This is a genomic window from Clavibacter sp. A6099, from assembly GCF_021919125.1.
In the GTDB taxonomy this organism is placed as follows: Bacteria; Actinomycetota; Actinomycetes; order Actinomycetales; family Microbacteriaceae; genus Clavibacter; species Clavibacter seminis.
Map to the genome: position 1 here is coordinate 2,668,944 of NZ_CP083439.1, position 16,925 is coordinate 2,685,868.

16 protein-coding genes and 2 tRNA genes are annotated in these 16,925 nt (G+C 72.1%); 10 read left to right on the forward strand and 8 right to left on the reverse strand.

Annotated elements, in window-relative coordinates:
• Positions 1 to 7: 7 nt before the first annotated feature.
• From KYT88_RS12620 to galU, 4 genes are all read right to left on the reverse strand, one after another.
• Positions 8 to 80 (reverse strand) — tRNA-Ala (locus KYT88_RS12620).
• A gap of 67 nt (positions 81 to 147) precedes the next feature.
• Entirely contained in the window at positions 148 to 1,110 is a 963-nt protein-coding gene (locus KYT88_RS12625) for a hypothetical protein (protein WP_043583312.1), read from the reverse strand.
• Between the two features lie 98 nt (positions 1,111 to 1,208).
• Entirely contained in the window at positions 1,209 to 1,877 is a 669-nt protein-coding gene (locus KYT88_RS12630; RefSeq protein WP_051629176.1) for a GNAT family N-acetyltransferase, read from the reverse strand.
• 57 nt (positions 1,878 to 1,934) lie between these two features.
• Positions 1,935 to 2,831 carry a UTP--glucose-1-phosphate uridylyltransferase GalU gene (gene galU, locus KYT88_RS12635; RefSeq protein ID WP_012039135.1) on the reverse strand — a complete coding sequence of 299 codons (897 nt, stop codon included), beginning with the start codon at positions 2,829 to 2,831 and terminating at the stop codon, positions 1,935 to 1,937.
• Between the two features lie 40 nt (positions 2,832 to 2,871).
• On the opposite strand from galU, the gene KYT88_RS12640 reads away from it, so the two are divergent.
• From KYT88_RS12640 to mscL, 3 genes are read left to right on the forward strand one after another with little or no spacing between them, the layout of a single operon-like run.
• Positions 2,872 to 3,447: a 5-formyltetrahydrofolate cyclo-ligase gene (locus tag KYT88_RS12640; RefSeq protein WP_043583310.1), complete on the forward strand. Its 576-nt coding sequence runs from the start codon at positions 2,872 to 2,874 to the stop codon at positions 3,445 to 3,447.
• A 6-nt stretch (positions 3,448 to 3,453) separates the two neighbouring features.
• Positions 3,454 to 3,870 carry an FmdB family zinc ribbon protein gene (locus KYT88_RS12645; RefSeq protein ID WP_043583308.1) on the forward strand — a complete coding sequence of 139 codons (417 nt, stop codon included), beginning with the start codon at positions 3,454 to 3,456 and terminating at the stop codon, positions 3,868 to 3,870.
• A gap of 28 nt (positions 3,871 to 3,898) precedes the next feature.
• On the forward strand, positions 3,899 to 4,381 hold the full coding sequence (mscL, locus tag KYT88_RS12650) for a large conductance mechanosensitive channel protein MscL (protein WP_043583306.1): 483 nt from the start codon (positions 3,899 to 3,901) through the stop codon (positions 4,379 to 4,381).
• Positions 4,382 to 4,420: 39 nt separating this feature from the next.
• Here the strand turns inward: mscL and KYT88_RS12655 are convergent, their stop codons facing one another.
• Positions 4,421 to 4,666: a hypothetical protein gene (locus KYT88_RS12655; protein WP_043583305.1), complete on the reverse strand. Its 246-nt coding sequence runs from the start codon at positions 4,664 to 4,666 to the stop codon at positions 4,421 to 4,423.
• A complete protein-coding gene (locus tag KYT88_RS12660; RefSeq protein ID WP_043583303.1) occupies positions 4,666 to 8,472 on the reverse strand; it encodes a DUF4011 domain-containing protein in 3,807 nt (1,268 codons plus the stop codon). The genes KYT88_RS12655 and KYT88_RS12660 overlap by 1 nt, the downstream gene beginning before the upstream one ends.
• 153 nt (positions 8,473 to 8,625) lie before the next feature.
• Between KYT88_RS12660 and KYT88_RS12665 the strand changes: the two genes are divergently transcribed.
• From KYT88_RS12665 to KYT88_RS12675, 3 genes are all read left to right on the forward strand, one after another.
• A tRNA-Arg gene (locus KYT88_RS12665) sits at positions 8,626 to 8,697 on the forward strand.
• A 39-nt stretch (positions 8,698 to 8,736) separates the two neighbouring features.
• Positions 8,737 to 9,198 (forward strand): XRE family transcriptional regulator, encoded by a 462-nt coding sequence (locus KYT88_RS12670; RefSeq protein ID WP_043583301.1) that lies wholly within the window; start codon positions 8,737 to 8,739, stop codon positions 9,196 to 9,198.
• The gene (locus KYT88_RS12675; RefSeq protein WP_043583298.1) at positions 9,198 to 9,530 is read left to right on the forward strand and encodes a HepT-like ribonuclease domain-containing protein; all 333 of its coding nucleotides are present in this window, start codon (positions 9,198 to 9,200) and stop codon (positions 9,528 to 9,530) included. The genes KYT88_RS12670 and KYT88_RS12675 overlap by 1 nt, the downstream gene beginning before the upstream one ends.
• 10 nt (positions 9,531 to 9,540) lie before the next feature.
• Here the strand turns inward: KYT88_RS12675 and KYT88_RS12680 are convergent, their stop codons facing one another.
• Positions 9,541 to 10,653 (reverse strand): type I restriction endonuclease, encoded by a 1,113-nt coding sequence (locus KYT88_RS12680; protein ID WP_043583296.1) that lies wholly within the window; start codon positions 10,651 to 10,653, stop codon positions 9,541 to 9,543.
• Positions 10,654 to 10,936: 283 nt separating this feature from the next.
• Here KYT88_RS12680 and KYT88_RS12685 point away from each other — a divergent pair, with 283 nt between their 5' ends.
• Positions 10,937 to 12,094 (forward strand): LLM class flavin-dependent oxidoreductase, encoded by a 1,158-nt coding sequence (locus KYT88_RS12685; RefSeq protein WP_043583295.1) that lies wholly within the window; start codon positions 10,937 to 10,939, stop codon positions 12,092 to 12,094.
• A gap of 24 nt (positions 12,095 to 12,118) precedes the next feature.
• On the opposite strand, the gene KYT88_RS12690 is transcribed toward KYT88_RS12685, so the two are convergent.
• On the reverse strand, positions 12,119 to 12,553 hold the full coding sequence (locus tag KYT88_RS12690) for a hypothetical protein (protein WP_237583674.1): 435 nt from the start codon (positions 12,551 to 12,553) through the stop codon (positions 12,119 to 12,121).
• A gap of 326 nt (positions 12,554 to 12,879) precedes the next feature.
• Between KYT88_RS12690 and KYT88_RS12695 the strand changes: the two genes are divergently transcribed.
• The 3 genes from KYT88_RS12695 to KYT88_RS12705 are packed head-to-tail and all read left to right on the forward strand — an operon-like array spanning position 12,880 to position 16,923.
• On the forward strand, positions 12,880 to 14,247 hold the full coding sequence (locus KYT88_RS12695; RefSeq protein ID WP_043583293.1) for a purine-cytosine permease family protein: 1,368 nt from the start codon (positions 12,880 to 12,882) through the stop codon (positions 14,245 to 14,247).
• On the forward strand, positions 14,244 to 15,803 hold the full coding sequence (locus KYT88_RS12700) for a hydantoinase/oxoprolinase N-terminal domain-containing protein (protein ID WP_043583291.1): 1,560 nt from the start codon (positions 14,244 to 14,246) through the stop codon (positions 15,801 to 15,803). The genes KYT88_RS12695 and KYT88_RS12700 overlap by 4 nt, the downstream gene beginning before the upstream one ends.
• A complete protein-coding gene (locus KYT88_RS12705; protein WP_043583289.1) occupies positions 15,796 to 16,923 on the forward strand; it encodes an S-methyl thiohydantoin desulfurase family protein in 1,128 nt (375 codons plus the stop codon). Before KYT88_RS12700 ends, KYT88_RS12705 begins: the two co-directional genes overlap by 8 nt.
• Positions 16,924 to 16,925 lie beyond the last annotated feature (2 nt).

A 16,925-nucleotide genomic window follows, 5' to 3' on the forward strand; every position in this document is an offset into this window, starting at 1 on the left:
GTTCTTGTGGACCTAAGGAGATTCGAACTCCTGACCTCCTCGATGCGAACGAGGCGCGCTACCAACTGCGCCATAGGCCCTGACAACTCCACGAGACTACCACGTCGCCGGGAGCCCTCCGAACCGCTGGGCCCGGAGGAAGGCGGCTCAGCCGACGGCCCTGCGGCGGCGGAGGACCTCGTCGAGGTCGCCCATGCCGGGCTCGGCGTCATCGACGATGCCCATGCGGGAGAAGCGGCTGTCCGGAGCGGTGCGCGCGGCGGGGGCGACAGGGGCGGCGGACGCGGCGGGCGCCTCCTCCTCGGCGGACAGGCGGGCGACCTCGGGCTCGAGGTGCGCCCGGCGCAGCGTCTCCTCCGACGCGGCGGCGGCGCGGCGCATCTCCTCGACGGGCGAGAGCGGCGTGCGGGGCGCGCTGCCGGCGCCGGGACGCGGGCCGGGCGCCTGCGAGCGGGAGAGGTAGAGCGGCTTGGGCACGGGCACGGGGGTCCAGGACTCGCCCTCCTCGCGCTCCGCGACGGGCTCGGCGGGCTGCGCGGCCTGCTCGTGGAAGTCGGTGAAGCCGGTGCGCGGCTTCGGGCGGGCCTCCGGCGCCTGGAGGCGGCGGGCGGCGGCGATCTGCGACATGCGCTGCAGGAAGGCGAGCGACGCGAACGTGGCGAGCGAGGAGATCACGAGCAGCGTCCACGCGCCGGCACCGGCGACCTGCGCGATCCCGGCGATCACGCCGACGAGGGCGAGGGCGAGGATCGCGGTGGCGGCGAGGCGGCTGCGACGGAGGCGCGTGGCGGCGGAGGGCGACGTTGCGGACACGGGGGCCACTTTCGGTAGGGCGCGCTGGGCGGCGGCGTCTCGCGCACGCGCTGCGGCTTCGGCTTCTTCGGCAGCACGGCGGAGGGCGCGCTGCTGCTCGACGACGCTGCGCGCGTTGGTCTCGGCGCGCACCGCGTCGGGGACCTCGGCCGTCTCGGCCAGGATCCGCAGGGTCTGCTGGAGGCGCACCGCGTTGCGCTCGGTCGCCATGTACTGGCGCCGGTGCAGCCACGTGGGCAGGAGGTAGGCGAGCCAGAGCACCGCGGAGAGCGCGATGATGATGCCGCCGGATTGCATGATCCCGAGGCTAGGAGGTCGCGTGCCCGCGGCGCGGGAAGCGCGCCGCGTGTCCACCCGCGGACCGGCGCATCCGCAGGTCCGAGGGCACGCGGATGTCAGATCCGGCGCTGCACGGCCAGCGGCGCCGCGGCCGCCTCGACGTCCGCGTCGGGGACGCGCGACCACTCGGGATCCACGCCGCCCTCCTTCCAGCGCGCGAGCACGCTGGTGGAGAGCTCCTCGACGACGAGGCCGAAGCAGAAGTGGTCGCGCCAGTCGCCGTTGATGTGGATGTAGCGGCGACGCAGCCCCTCGTACCGGAAGCCGAGCTTCTGCACGACGCGGAGGCTGGGCGCGTTCTCCGGGCGGATGCAGATCTCCATCCGGTGGAGCCCGAGCGCGGTGAAGCAGTAGTCGGTCGCGAGCGCGACGGCCGTGGGCGTGACGTTCCGACCGGCGAACTCCTGGCCGACCCAATAGCCGATGGTCGCGCTCGAGAGCGAGCCGTAGGCGATGGAGGACACGTTGAGCTGCCCGGCGAACTCGTCGTCGTAGTCGATGACGAGCGGCACCCCGAGGCCGGCCCGCGCGTTGGCCTGCAGCGACCGGATGCTCGCACGCGTGTCGAACGCCATCGGCGCGTAGGGGCTCGTGGCCTCCCACTTGCGCAGCCAGGAGCGGTTGTCGAGGAGCGAGCGCTCGAGGGCCCGCGAGTCGCGGAGCCGGATGGGCCGGACGGAGATGCGCCCGTCCCGCATGGTGGGTACGGTCTGCGGCACGTCCATGAGCCTAGGCCTCAGCGGGAGCGCCGGTGCGACCGGACCCCGCGCCGGGGGCGCGGATCAGCGCTCGAGCGTCTTGACGAACTCGGGCAGCCACTCGCGCAGGCCCTCGCCGAGGTCCTCGTGGTCGACGCCGAGCTGCACGATGGCCTTCAGGTAGTCGAGCCGGTCGCCCGTGTCGTAGCGGCGACCGCGGAAGACGACGCCGTACACGCCGCCGGTCCACTCGGGCGCGGCGGCCATCTTCTCGAGCGCGTCGGTGAGCTGGATCTCGCCGCCCTTGCCGGGCTCCGTCTTGTGCAGCACGTCGAAGACCTCGGGGCGCAGCACGTAGCGGCCGATGATCGCGAGGTTGGAGGGCGCGGTGCCGGCGGCGGGCTTCTCGACCATGCCGGTGATGCGCACCACGTCGTCGTCGTCGGTCTCCTCGACCGTGGCGACGCCGTAGAGGTGCGTCTGCGAGGGATCCACCTCGAGGAGCGCGACGACGGAGCAGCCGCGCTGGAGCTGGACCTCGATCATGCGGGAGAGGAGCACGTCGCGCTTGTCGATGATGTCGTCGCCGAGGAGCACGGCGAAGGGCTCGCGGCCCACGTGCATCTCGGCGCGGAGCACCGCGTGGCCGAGGCCCTTGGGGTCGCCCTGGCGGACGTAGTGCATGTCGGCGAGGTCGGTGGACTCGTTGACCTTGCGGAGCTTCGCGTCGTCGCCCTTGAGCTGGAGGGTGGCCTCGAGCTCGGCGTTGCGGTCGAAGTGGTTCTCGAGGGCGGTCTTGTTGCGGCCCGTGATCATGAGGACGTCGTGCAGTCCCGCGCCCACGGCCTCCTCCACCACGTACTGGATGGCCGGGCGGTCGACGACCGGCAGCATCTCCTTCGGCATCGCCTTCGTCGCGGGAAGGAATCGCGTTCCGAGTCCCGCGGCGGGGATGACAGCCTTCGTGATGTGGGTGACCATGCGATCGAGCGTACCGGGCGGATCTCCTTAGACTCGAACCATGCCGAGCGAAGTCGGGAACGAGAAGAGGGCCCTGCGCGCCCAGCTGCGGGAGCGTCGTCGGCAGATGACCTCGACGGAGCGCGACGAGGCGGCGCACGGGCTGACCAGCCGCCTGACGGAGCTCGTGGCGAACCACGACGCGAGCCGGGTGGCCTGCTACCTCTCCACGGTCGACGAGCCCACCACGCGGCCCTTCCTCCAGTGGCTGCACGCGAACGACCGGCAGGTGCTCCTGCCGGTGTCGCGCAACGACGGCCTGCTCGACTGGGTCGTGAGCGACGGCACCGAGACCGAGGGCCTGTTCGGGCTGCCTGAGCCCGTGGGCGAGCTGCTCGGGCCGATCGCCATCAACGACGTCGACCTCATCGTCGTGCCCGCCGCCGCGGTCGACCAGGGCGGGATGCGCATGGGCTGGGGCCGCGGCTACTTCGACAAGACCCTCGGATCCATGGAGGCCTGCCCCCCGGTCTACGCTGTGGTGTTCGACGCCGAGTTCGTCGACGAGCTCCCGCGGGAGAAGCACGACATGCCGGTCGACGGCATCGTGACCCCGACCCTCATCCACTCCTTCTAGGGACCCATGCCCACGTACTCCTACCGCTGCACGGTGTGCGGCAACGCCTTCGACATCGTCCAGGCGTTCACCGACGACTCCCTCACCGAGTGCCCCGTGTGCGGCGGCAAGCTCCGCAAGCTGTTCGCCGCGGTCGGCGTGAGCTTCACCGGCAGCGGCTTCTACCGCAACGACTCGCGCACCGAGGACGCGGCCAAGCGTTCGCGGTCGTCGTCCGGGTCCTCGTCGGCGAAGTCGGGCGACGCGTCGTCGTCGTCGTCGTCCTCCGATTCCTCGTCGTCCTCGTCTTCGTCTTCCGGATCCTCGGACTCGTCCGGCGGGTCCGGCTCTGGCACCGTCGGCCAGGGCTCCGGTACCGTGACCCCCAGCACCCCCTCCGGTCCCGCGTCCTCGGGCTCCGGCTCGTCCTCGCCGTCCACCTGATCGGACGGCCCGCCAGACAGGAGCACCCGTGAAGGGCTTCAAGGAGTTCATCCTCCGCGGCAACGTCATCGACCTCGCGGTCGCGGTCGTCATCGGCGCCGCGTTCACCGCGATCGTGACGGCCATCGTCACGTCCGTCTTCAACCCGGTCATCGGGGCGCTGTTCGATGCGAAGGATCTCGCGACGGCGCTGCCCGTAACGATCCCCACGGTGTCGGGCGGAGAGAACACCATCTACTTCGGGGCCGTCGTCGCCGCGATCATCAACTTCCTCATCGTCGCCGCGGTCGTCTACTTCGCGCTCGTGCTCCCGGTGAACCACCTCAAGAAGGTCGCGTTCGCGAAGCAGAAGGCCGCGGAGGAGGCGACGCCGAAGGACGTGCCGCCGACCGAGACCGAGCTCCTCATCGAGATCCGCGACCTGCTCGCCGGGCGGCCGTCGCCCGAGGGCGCGCACACGATCCCGTCGTCCACCGGCCAGCACGTGGCCGACCCCGGGAAGCCGGCCTAGCGCTCCACCCGCACGACCCGACCGCCTCCGGCGCGTCCGTCAGCCCCAGTGGGGTGGGCGGTCGAGCCGGAGGCGGTCGTCGTTCGCGTCGGAGGCGGCGGTCGCGTCGCCCCAGCCCTGCGGGGCGTCCTCGGCGGCGGTCACCGCGGGCGCGCGCGCAGCGGCCTGCGGCGTGGGGTCGGATCCGGGCACCGGCGGCGTCGACGCGCGACGCGAGCGGCGCACAGGGCGGCGCTCCCCCGCGGCGTCCGTCGAGTCGGCTCCGGACGCGTCGCGCTCGGGCATCACTCCGCCCGGTGCGCGCCGGCCTGGACCTGCACCGGAGCGGTCACCGGGTGCGCGTCCGAGATCGCGCCGAGGGCGGTGGCAATGCGGCGGGCGACGGCGTCCGGATCCGCGAACAGCTCGAAGGAGTGCACGCGCAGGTAGTGCCAGCCGAGGCGCTTGAGCATCTCGGGGCGCAGGCGCAGCGACTCGCGGAGGCTCGTCTGATTGACGACCGGATCCGTCTCGATCGCGATCGCCCGGCCGCCGTAGGACGCGACGAGCCCGAGCTTGTCGCGGTGCCCGAGGGCCGGCGCGAGGCCGAGGCCCTCGAGGCGGCGGGCGAGGTCGACGAGCATGGCGTCGCCGTCGTCCGGGATCGGGTCCTCCTTGAAGCGCGCCTCCGCCTCCGAGAGGATCTGGGCGAGCGCGACGATGCCGTGCTTCATCCGATCCTGGTCGATGTCCGAGGGCTGGAAGCAGGAGACGACCACCATCGAGCGGCGGGCGCGTGTCATGGCGACGGCGAGCAGGCGCTCCCCGCCGGGCGCCGCGAGGGCGCCGAAGTTCGACAGCACGCGGCCGTGCGGGGTGCGGCCGTAGCCGACCGAGAAGATCACGCGGTCGCGGCTCTGCGCCACGCACTGCTCGAGCGTCGCCACCATGAACGGCTCGGCGCGGTCGCCGATGAAGAACTCGGTGACGTCGCTGCGCTTGGCGGCCGCGTGGAGCACGGCCTGCTGCACGCGCACGGCGTGACGGGCGCTCGCGGTGATGACCATGAGGGACTCGCGCGGGCGGTGGCTCGCGTGGTCGAGCACGAGCTCCACCACGCGGATCACCTCGGCGTCGACGCTCTCGACGGCTCCGGTGTCCTCGTCCGGCATGCCGTGGCCGTCGGCGACGAAGTCGAGCGACAGGCTGCCGTGGCCGAGGAACGTGCCCGCCCACGGGAGGGACTGGATCCGGCCGCCGTAGAAGCGGCGGTTGACGAGCTCCGCCAGGTCCTCGCCGCCCGCGCGGTAGCTGCGCGTGAGCGAGAGGGTGGGCAGGAGCTCGCCGAGGCGCGCGAGCGCGGAGTCGGCGTGGCGCTCCTCGAGCGTCGAGTCGTCGTCCGCGAGCTGCGGCGTGGAGCGTTCCGGCTGCGGGACGACCGCGATGGTGAACGGCGACGGCGTCTGCGTGACGGGATCCCCGAACACCACGGTCTGCTTGCCGCGCCGGATTCCGCCGAGGGCCTCCGCGAGCGTCATCGCGCCCGCGTCGACGAGGAACACGGCGTCGAACGGCATCTCGTCGGTGATCGCGGGCACCTCGTAGGGCGACGCGAGCCAGACCGGCGCGATGGTGCGCGAGAGGTGGGGCGCGGAGTGGTGGAGGGCCGCGGCGTCGACGGGAGCGGATCCGCCGAGCAGCTGGCGCAGGTGGTGCGCCTCCTCGGGCCAGTCGACCACGCCGATCTTCCACGTCTCCGCGAGCTGCCAGGCGAGCAGGCCCGCGCTGGCGGTGGCATGCGCCTCGTCGACGAGGCGGAAGTCGGACTCGAGGCGGTCGAGCACGCTCGTGTTCGCGTTGAGGAGCGCCTTGTCGCCCGCGAGCATCTGCTCGAGCACGGACTGCCACCAGGCGAGCTCGAGCTCGGCGGCCACGGCCTCCTGCGGGACGTGCCGGTCGGAGAGGTCGCGGAGCAGCGGATCCAGGTCGAGGCGGCGGAGCTCCGCCAGCAGGGAGGTGCGCTCCTGCAGGTTCTGGAGCACCTCGCTGTCCTCGGCGAGCTGGGCGACCTTCACGCGCAGCTCGTCGACGGGCAGCTTGCCGAGCGGGGTGGGGCGGGTGAGCATGCTCAGCGGCTCGTCGAGCACCTTGAGGTCGGCGGCGACCTCCTGGTAGCGCACGTGCACGTCGGAGATGCCGCGCGGGACCTCGGGGGTGGAGCCGACCGCGACGTAGCGCTGCCACAGGATCCGCTGCTTCTGGATGGCCTTGAGGCTCTCGTGCATGTCGGAGATGTGGACGCCGGGGCGCACGTACTCGCGCGCGAGCTTGCGGAGTCGACGACGGGTGATGCTCGTCATCTCGGGGGCGTCGCGGCGTGATCCGGTCGCCGCGATGATCTCGCTGAGCGACCGGTCGAACACCACGGGCTGGAACTTGTCGAGCGTCTCGCGCACGTCGAGGAGGAGGCGAAGGTACACGCCGAGCTCGTCGATGGACGTGTATGCCCGCATGCGCGTCTGGCCGATGAGCTCGTCGGCGCGCTCGAGCAGGCGCGGCAGGCCGTCGGCGGAGAGCGACTTCGCGAGGTCGTGCGCGTGGGTCGCGGCGGCGCTCGTGGAGAACGTGGCGCCGTACCAGGGCGAGTCGCCCGGGCCGTAGCGGAACTCGCCGAGGCTCGCGGCCTTGACGAGGGAGGCTGCGGCGCTCGCGCGGTCGTGCGCGATGGCGACGACCGCGTCGCGGGTGAGGCGCGCGGTGGTGGCCGGCGGATCCGGCAGCAGGGCCAGGCGCGACAGCTCGCCGAGCGCGTCGAGCACGGAGACGCCGAGGTCCCTGTCTGGGCGGCCGAGCGCGAAGCGGTAGTCGAGCAGCACGTGGCGGAGGCGCACGAGCGCGTCGTCGACCTCGGCGGTCTGGGCCGGCGCGGCCTTCTCGTTGCGGACGATGGACTGGACCACGTCGCGCTTGAGCGACTTCGGCGCGACGGCGAGGCCCGGCAGGCCGACGTCGGCGAGGCGCTGGCCGATGCCCTTGAGGGAGGAGGCACGCGGGCTGACGACGAGCACGCGCTTGTTCTGCGCGACGAGGCAGCCGATCGAGTTGACGATGGTCTGCGTGCCGCCGGTGCCCGGGAGCGTGGTCACCACGAGCGAGTTGCCCGCGTTGATCTGCGCGATGACGTACTCCTGCTCGGGATCCGCGTCGAGCAGCAGGGTGTCGGTGACGGGCGGGCGCTGGTCCTGCGGGATCGGGTCGACGGGCGCGTACGCCTCGCCCACGCCCCACTTCGCGGTGGGGTTGCCGGCGATGGCGTCGATGACGAGGTGGTCGAGGTGCTCGGCGTCCTCGGCGAGCGCTCGGCCCACCTCGGCGAACGAGGAGACGACGAGGCGCGGCTGCACGGCGAACGCGGGCAGGTGCGAGGTGAGTCCGCGGAGGCGGTCGATGACGGGCTGCGGCTTGAACGCGCCGTTCTGCACGGCGAGCGCGACGAACGAGTCGGCGTCGAGCGTGATCTGGAACTGCTCCTCGAGCGCGCGCGCGAGCGCCGGGTTGAGGAACGGCTGGCCCTTGAGGCGCACCTCGTAGTCGCTGCCGTGGCGGCGGATCGCGAGCGGGCGCAGCAGCACGGGCGCACGGAACTGCTCGTCGGCGAAGCGCCACTCGGCGAGGCCGATGGCCAGGTGGATCGACTCGATGCCCCGGGCCGAGACCAGCTCGATGCCCTTCTGGGTGATGCGGTTCGCGGCCTTGCGGGCGCTGCGGAGCGCGAGGTCGTCGCGGATGAGAGAGGACAGCAGGGTCGTCTTGCCCGTGATGAACTGCGCGAGGCCACCCGGGTGCGTGGTGCTCAGCTCGATGCGCGAGCCGGGCGCGTCCACGAAGTGGAGGAGAGGAGAGGGCCCGCCGATGCCGGCGAGCTGCTCGCGCCACTCGCGCCAGCGGGGCTCGGCCACGTTGCCGCTCCCGAGCTGCACGTCGCCGACCCGGAGGTCGTGGGGGCTGGTGCTGTTGTGGGAAGCATTCACGTGGGGGTCCTCAAGAGGCTCGGCGGCGAACCCGGAGAGCAGGTCGTCGTCGTCGTCGGATCGTTCATTGGCACGCCACACCCGGCAACAGTACGACGCGTCGGGTGGGGAAACCGGCAGGCGGAGCCGGGCGGGGCCGGATCTGCGGGGCGCGGCGGCGGTCGGGCTCGGGCTCGTCGGTGGAGGGCTCGACCTCGTCGGGAGCGCGCCGCTGCCGCTACCATGGGCCGGTCAGCCTCTGTAGCTCAATGGAAGAGCAGTTCCGTCCTAAGGAAAGGGTTGGGGGTTCGAGTCCCTCCAGGGGCACCCTCCGTTTCGCGATATCGACCCGCTATCATCACGGCCATGAGCGATCCGTCCGTCGGCGAGGAGCTGCGTCGGCTGCGCCGGGAGTCCGCGCTCTCGCAGCGCGAGCTCGCCGCGGCGACCGGCGTGCCGCAGCCGAACATCGCGGCGTACGAGAGCGGTCGCCGGCAGCCGACCCCCGAGACGCTCGAGCGGCTGGGCGCGGTGCTGCGGATCCCGTCGCTCGAGCGGGTGCGGGCGTCGCGAGAGCGGATCCTCGAGGTCGCGGCCCGCTGCCGGGTGGACGACGTCCGCGTGTTCGGATCCGTCGCACGGGGGGACGCCACAGCGGGGTCCGACGTCGATCTCCTCGTGCACCCGAAGCCGGACGCGTCCATATTCGACGTGGCGGGGTTCATGGCAGAGGTCACCGAGCTGCTCGGGATCCACGTCGACGTCGTCTCCGATCGAGGCACGGGGCCGGTCATGGACCGCATCCGCGCCGAGGCCGTCGCCCTCTGATGCTCGACGAGGAACGGGTCCCCGCACTGCTCGCCGACATCGCGCGCTTCGCGGCTTCCGCACGACGAGTGGCGGAACGCGGACACGCCCGATTCACCGACCCCGACGACGACGAGCAGCGGCGGATCGCGTGCTCGCTGGTGGTGGACCTCTCCACCGCGGCGGCGCGGTTGCCGCCCTCGTTCCGCGAGGCGCACCCGGAGGTCAATTGGAACGGCATCCGCGCGGTGCGGAACTTCATCGCGCACGACTACGCCGGGACGGATCAGGAGATCCTCTGGGAGGCGGTGGCGGTGGAGTTCCCACGGGTGGCGCGGGCGCTGCTCGGGTGAGCGCTCCGCGCTAGGCGCCGACCGGCTCCCCCGCGTGGATGCGGATGGCCTCGCGGATCGTGTCCGCGTGCGCGTAGATCTCGTCGAGCGATCCGATCGGGTGGCGCGTCTCGACCTTGTGCGCGTCGAAGAGGCCCAGGTACTTCTGCTTCTTGCCGTTGAAGTGGAGGCGCGCGATGGGCTTGCGGTTGTTGTCGTCGAGCAGGATCGCGAGGTACGACTTCGCGTCGCGGTGCACCACGCGCTGCGGCTTCACCTCGCTGCAGGCGATGGCCTTGACGATCTGGTAGCCCTCGAGCTCCTCGAGCGTCGTCTCGATCTCGGTGTCGCGATCGAGGTCCGCCTCCACGACCTCCTCGCTGGTGATCACGTCGGCCGACACCGCGGTCGGCGCGGACGGGAACGCGGGAGCCCCGAGCGCCGTCTTCAGGCGGTCGTTCACCTGCTCGTTGAGGTACTGCTTGGACGCCTTGCCCACGAGCGTCGTGAACTGGTCGCGCACCTTCTCCGTGAACGAGCCCTCGTACACGCGGCGGGTGAGGAGCTTCACCCATTCCGGGGTCGGCTCACGGAACTCGGCGGCGATCGCCCGCTTCAGAGCACCGACGTACTTGAGCTCGCCCGCGGCGCTGATGATCGAGTCGAGGTCGAACACGTCCTTCGTGAGCTTCATCAGCTCGGGCAGCAGCGTCTCGTCGATGTCGGCGAGGTCGAGCACGAGGAACGGCTTCTCGTCCATGCGGTTCGGCGCGTCGAGGTCCGTGTAGAAGTGGTACGTCTCGCCGTTCGTGAGCACGGCGATCCGCGCGTTCGTCACGGCGAAGTAGCGGAACAGCTGCGAGGCGTGCTCGATCTTGAGCGGCTCCGTCGACTTCTTGCACTCGATGAGGATCTGCACCTCGCCGTCGCGCATGATCGCGTAGTCGATCTTCTCGCCCTTCTTGAGGCCGAGGTCCGCCGTGAACTCGGGGACCACCTCGAGCGGGTTGAAGACGTCGTAGCCGAGGATCGTGGAGATGAAGGGCATGATGAACGCGTTCTTCGTCGCCTCCTCCGTCTGGATGGCGTCGCGCTGGTTGCGCACATTCAGGGCCAGGGCGGCCAGTCGTTCGGCGAATTCCATGGGGACTCCCTCGTCTCGGTGATCCCGACGATACGGATGTCGATGCGTGCACATGGAGATGCGGGTGCCCCCATCTCGGGCCGACCGCGTCCGGCTCCGGGCGCCGACGGACCGCCCGGGCGGTGGAGAACAGGATCGGCGGGAGCGACCGTCCGCCCACACTGGTGCGGTCCCCGAGCATTCGTCGCTCCAGCCTGTCCGGCACCGCGGCCGCTCCGGGCAGCAGACATCAGCTCGGCGGGCATCGTCGGGAAGGCCCACGTCCGATCTGAGGAGCACGCACATGACCGCGACCAGCGACCAGACGGATCCCGCGACCCGCGCCCCGCTCTCCGTCCTCGACCTGGTCCCCGTCTCCGCCGGGTCGTCCTCCGCCCGGGCGCTCCGGGACAGCGTGGACCTGTCCGTCCACGCGGAGGCCGCCGGGTACGCGCGCTACTGGCTCGCCGAGCACCACATGAACCCCGGGCTCGCGGGATCCAGCCCGCACGCGATGCTGGCGGCCGTCGCCGCGGCGACCCGCTCCATCCGGGTCGGCTCGGCGGCGACCCTCATCGGCAACCACAGCGCGCTGCAGGTGGCCGAGGCGTTCGGCACCGTCACGGGGCTCTACGGGCCGCGGTTCGACCTCGGGCTCGGCCGCAGCCCGATGCCGCCGAAGCGGCCGGCGGGTGCGGGAGCCGACGCCGGCGCGCCTGCTGACGCAGAGTCCCGTGTCGTCGACGGCCTCCTCATCCCCGCGCGCGCTGTGATGTTCAAGGACCGGTCCCGCGCCCAGCTGCAGGCCCGGCTGCTCCGTCGCGGCGACGCCGAGGTCGCGTCCTTCGGCGAGACGGTGGACGACCTGCTCGCCTTCCTCGACGGGACGTACGCGGATCCCGAGATCGGGCCGATCGCGGCCCCGCCGTCGGACGGGTCGGCCGTCGAGGTGTGGATCCACGGGTCGTCCGCCGGCGAGAGCGCCCGCGTCGCCGGATCCCGCGGCCTCTCCTTCGGCGCCAACTACCACTCGACCCCGTGGGGGGTCCTCGATGCGGTCACGGCCTACCGGGAGCACTTCGTGCCGGGCGTCCTCGCTGCCCCGCGGGTGATCGTCTCGGCCGACGTCCTCGTGGCCGACACCGACGCGGAGGCCCGGCGCCTCTCCTCGGGGTTCGCGCGCTGGGTGCTCTCGATCCGCTCGGGTCGCGGCGCGATCCCCTACCCCGCCCCCGACGACGAGGCCGCCGCGCCGCTCGACGCCGCGGAGCTGGCCCAGGTGCAGGACCGCCTCGACACGCGCATCGTCGGGGATCCCGCGACGGTCACCCGCAAGCTGGAGACGCTCCAGCGCGTGACGGGCGCCGACGAGCTGCTGATCACGACGACCGCCCACGATCACGCCGCCCGGGTCCGCTCCTACGAGCTGCTGGCCGAGGCATGGGGGCCGCGCGGCCTCTGAGCGGTTCCGCGCCGGTGCACGGCATCAGCGCGGGCCCCCGTCCCCACCCGCCTCCCGCCGCTTCCGCTCGATCGCGTCGCGGTACTTCTGCATGGTCCGTTCCCCGGCCCGACGGCGGATCTCCTCCACGTCAGGCGCGAAGGTCTCGCGGGTCATGTCCTTCAGCTCGGCGTACCTCGCGTCGAACTCGTCATGCGTCATGCCGGGCTCCCACGGGCGGCCGATGGCGATCCCGACCGCGGATGCCATCCCCCAGGCGGCTCCCACCTCCGTGCCCATCACGAACGAGCCGCTCATGAGCCAGCCGAGGGCCACCACCGCGATCAGCGCGACGAGCGGGGGCACGAGCGCGAAGTCCCAGCCGCCCGGCGACGAGAGCTTCCGCCGCCGGGCGAAGGGATCCTCGACCAGGACCTCGATCAGCGCGCCGATGCCGACGGCCACGGCGACGAGCGCCACCAGGTCACCCGCTCCCCGCGACGGGACGCCCGGCAGGAGAGTCGCGAGTCACAGGAGCACGAGCACGACCGGCGCCTTGACGGCTCCGAGGACGAGATGCCCGAGGAGCGCCGGGCCGAAGCCGGGCGGCTCCCACGCCTCGGGGTCGCGTGGTCGATCCGATGTCATCAGGTCGTCCACTCTCGTCGAGCCGCCGGGACCTCGCCGAAACCCTCCCCCAGCACTCCGCCCCGCTTCACGCCCCCGACACGACACTCTGCACATGGTGCCCTCCGGCGGCGGATCCCTACGCTGTGGCAACCCGTCGTGACACCCGAGGAGCATCCATGGCATCCACCGCACCCGACGACTACGCGCTCGCGCGGGTCCCGCAGGAGGCGCGCTACCACTGGTTCCAGATCGCCACGCAGCGCGTCGGCCAGCTCTCCGCGCTGAGCGCCTTCGTCGTCGCCGCCACGCTCGGCTTCAGCATGAGCTTCTGGGACGCCTTCTGGGCGATCACCATCGGCGCCGTCATCCTCGAGGTCGTCTGCATCTTCACGGGCCTCATCGGGCAGCGCGAGGGACTGAACACGTCGATCCTCTCCCGTTGGACGGGATTCGGGCACAACGGATCGGCGCTCATCGGCCTGGCCATCGGGATCAGCCTCATCGGCTGGTTCGGGATCCAGTCGGGCGTCTCCGCATCCGGCCTCAACTCGATCATGCCGTGGCTCCCGGTGTGGGCCTGGTCGCTCGCGTTCGGGCTCATCATCACCGCCGTCGTGATGCTCGGCTTCCACGGGATGCAGTGGGTCGCGAACGTCGCGGTCCCCCTCTTCCTGCTGCTGGTCGGCTGGGCCGTGGTCATCGAGCTGCAGAAGCACGACATCTCGGAGCTCGTCACGCAGCCGGCTCCCGGCCCGCAGATGTCGATCATCGCGGGCGCCTCGATCGTGGCCGGCGGCTTCATCGTCGGCGCGCTCATCTCGCCCGACCAGACGCGCTACAACCGGTCGGCCGCCGACGTCGTGAAGCAGACGGTCGTGAGCATCACGGTCGGCGAGTACCTCACGGGCCTCTCCGGCGTGCTGCTCGCGCACGCGGTGCGCACGGCCGACGTGTCGGCGATCATCCTGTCGTCGGTGGGCTGGGTCGGCGTGCTCGTGATCCTGCTCGGCACCATCAAGATCAACGACTGGAACCTGTACTCGTCGGGCCTCGGCATCGTGAACTTCATCGACACTGTGTTCGGGCGGCGGGTGAACCGGGCGCTCGTCACCGTCGTCGTCGGCGTGATCGGGTCGGCGCTCGCGGCGGCCGGGATCCTCGGGCAGTTCACCGCGTTCCTCACCCTGCTGGGCGTCGCCTTCCCGCCCATCGTGGGGATCATGATCGCCGAGTACTTCGTGGTGAGGAACTGGCGGCCGGCGCTCGACGCCTCCCGCGAGGCCGGCACGCTGCCGGCGAGCGCCCCGCGCTGGGTGCCCGTGAGCCTCGCGATCTGGGTCGTGTCGGCGCTCGTCGGCTACTACGCGACCTTCGGCCTCGGCAGCCTCAACGCCGTCATCACGGCGTTCGTGCTCTACGCGGTCCTCGGCAAGGCCGGGCTGATCCGCGGCGTCGGCGAGGTGCGCACCGAGACGCCCGCGCAGGCGGCCCCCGGCGTCGCGGCGCCGGATGCGGCGACCGCCGGGAAGGTGGCCGCGCGATGAGGATCGGCATCGACGTCGGCGGCACCAACACGGACGCCGTGCTCATGGACGGCGACCGCGTGGTCGTCGGCATCAAGTCCTCGACCACCGAGGACGTGACAAGCGGCATCGTCGGGGCGCTCGCGGAGCTCGACCGGCAGCACCCGTTCGACCCCGCCGACATCGACGGCGTCATGATCGGCACGACCCACTTCATCAACGCGCTCGTCGAGGCCAGGCGGCTCGCGCCCACGGCGGCCGTGCGGCTCGCGCTTCCCGCCACGGCATCGCTGCCGCCCTTCGTCGACTGGCCCGAGGAGCTCGTGGCGGCGGTGCGCGGCACGGGCTACCTCGCGCACGGCGGCCACGAGTTCGACGGGCGGGTCATCGCCCCGCTCGACCACGACGAGCTCAAGCGGCACGCGGCCGACATCGCCCGGCGCGGGCTCCGGTCCGTCGCGATCTCGAGCGTGTTCGCGCCCGTGAACAGCGAGTTCGAGGTGGAGGCGGCCGCGGTGCTCGCCGCGGAGCTGGGGCCGGACGTGGCCATCTCGCTCTCGCACGAGATCGGCCGCATCGGCCTGCTGGAGCGGGAGAACGCGACCATCATCAACGCGTCGCTGCGGGAGCTGGCCGACCAGATCGTTGGCGGGCTCGAGGGCGCGGTGCGCGGCCACGGGATCACCGCTCCCCTCTACCTGTCGCAGAACGACGGCACGCTCATGGGCGTGGACTTCGCGCGGCGGTACCCGGTCGCGACCTTCGCGTCCGGTCCCACCAACTCGATGCGCGGCGCGGCCCTCCTCTCCGGCCTCGGCACGTGCGCGGTCGTCGACATCGGCGGCACCACGAGCGACGTGGGCGTGCTCGCGGGCGGGTTCCCGCGGGAGGCGACGGCGGAGATCAGCGTGGCCGGGGTCCGGACGAACTTCCGGATGCCGGACGTGCTCTCCATCGGCATCGGCGGCGGATCCCTGGTGCGCGGCGACGGCGACCTGGTCGGCCCCGAGTCGGTCGGCTACGAGCTCGGCCGCCGCGCGCTCGTGTTCGGCGGCGGCACCCTCACGACCACGGACATCGCGGTCGCGGCCGGCATGGTCGACGTGGGCGACCCGGCGTGCGTGGCGCACCTCTCGCCGCAGCTCGTCCGCCGCGCGCTCGACACCATCGCGATGCGCGTCGCCGACGTCGTGGAGCGCATGCGCACGTCGTCCGCCCCGCTGCCCGTGGTCGCGGTCGGCGGCGGGTCGATCCTGCTGCCCGAGGAGCTCGAGGGCCTCGGCCGCGTGCATCGCCCCGACAACTTCGCCGTCGCGAACGCGGTCGGCGCGGCCATCGCGCAGGTCTCCGGCGAGCTCGACCGCGTCTACAGCGTGAGCGAGGGATCCCGGCAGCAGGCCCTCGACGACGCCAGGCAGGAGGCCGTGGAGCGCGCGGTCGCCGCGGGCGCCTCCCCATCGACCGTGGAGATCGTTGACTTCGACGAGCTCCCCATCCCGTACCTGCCCGGCAACGCGATCCGCATCCGCGCCAAGGCCGTCGGCGACCTCGACATCAGGAAGGCCGCGCATGTCTGACACGACCGCGTCCCGCACCCGCCTCACCGAGATCCGGCTGGAGCACCTGCCCGCCATCGCGCGCGGCGCGGCGATCCTCGGCACGGGCGGCGGCGGCGACCCCTACATCGGCCGGCTGCTCGCGGGCGAGGCGATCAAGGAGCTCGGGCCCATCCCGCTCGCCGACCCGTTCGACCTGCCGGACGACGCCGTGGTGATCCCCGTCGCGATGATGGGCGCGCCCACCGTGATGGTGGAGAAGCTGCCGACGGTGGAGCAGCTGCAGGGGGCGATCCTCGCGCTCGCGCGCTACCTCGGCGTGACGCCCACGCACGTCGCGTGCATCGAGGTCGGCGGCGCGAACTCCACCATCCCGATGGTCGCGGCCGCGCGCATGGGCCTGCCGATCGTGGACGGCGACGGCATGGGGCGCGCGTTCCCCGAGATCCAGATGGTGATCCCGACCATCGACGGGATCCGCGCCACCCCCATGTCGTTCGCCGACGAGAAGGGCAACACGGGCGTGGTCGACACCATCGACAACGCGTGGGCCGAGCGCCTCACCCGGCCGGTCGCGGTGCAGATGGGCAGCTCGATGATCATGTCGAACTACGCGATGACGGGCGCGCAGGTGAAGGCGTCGTTCGTGCCGCACACGCTGTCGCTCTGCCACGAGCTCGGCACGCTCGTGGAGGAGGCGCGCGAGGCGCTCGTGGACCCGGTCGAGGCGGTCGCCGCGCGTCTCGGCGGCGCGGTGCTGCTGGGCGGCAAGGTCGTGGACGTCGCCAGGCGCACCGTCGCGGGCTTCGCGCGGGGCGAGGCGAGGATCCAGGGCGCGGGCGCCGATGCGGGCCGCGAGATCGTGCTCGGGTTCCAGAACGAGATGCTGCTCGCGTCCATCGACGGGGTGCCGGTCGCCTCGACGCCGGACCTCATCATGGTGCTCGACAGCGAGACGGGCGAGCCGATCACGACGGAGACGCTGCGCTTCGGCCAGCGCGTGCGCGTGGTCTCCGCGCCGGCCGACGAGCGGTGGCACAGCCCGGGCGGCATCGAGCTCGCCGGGCCCCGGTACTTCGGCTACGACATCGACCCCGTCCGCTCCCCGGTCGACGACTTCTCGGTGCCGCCGGGCGCCTAGGG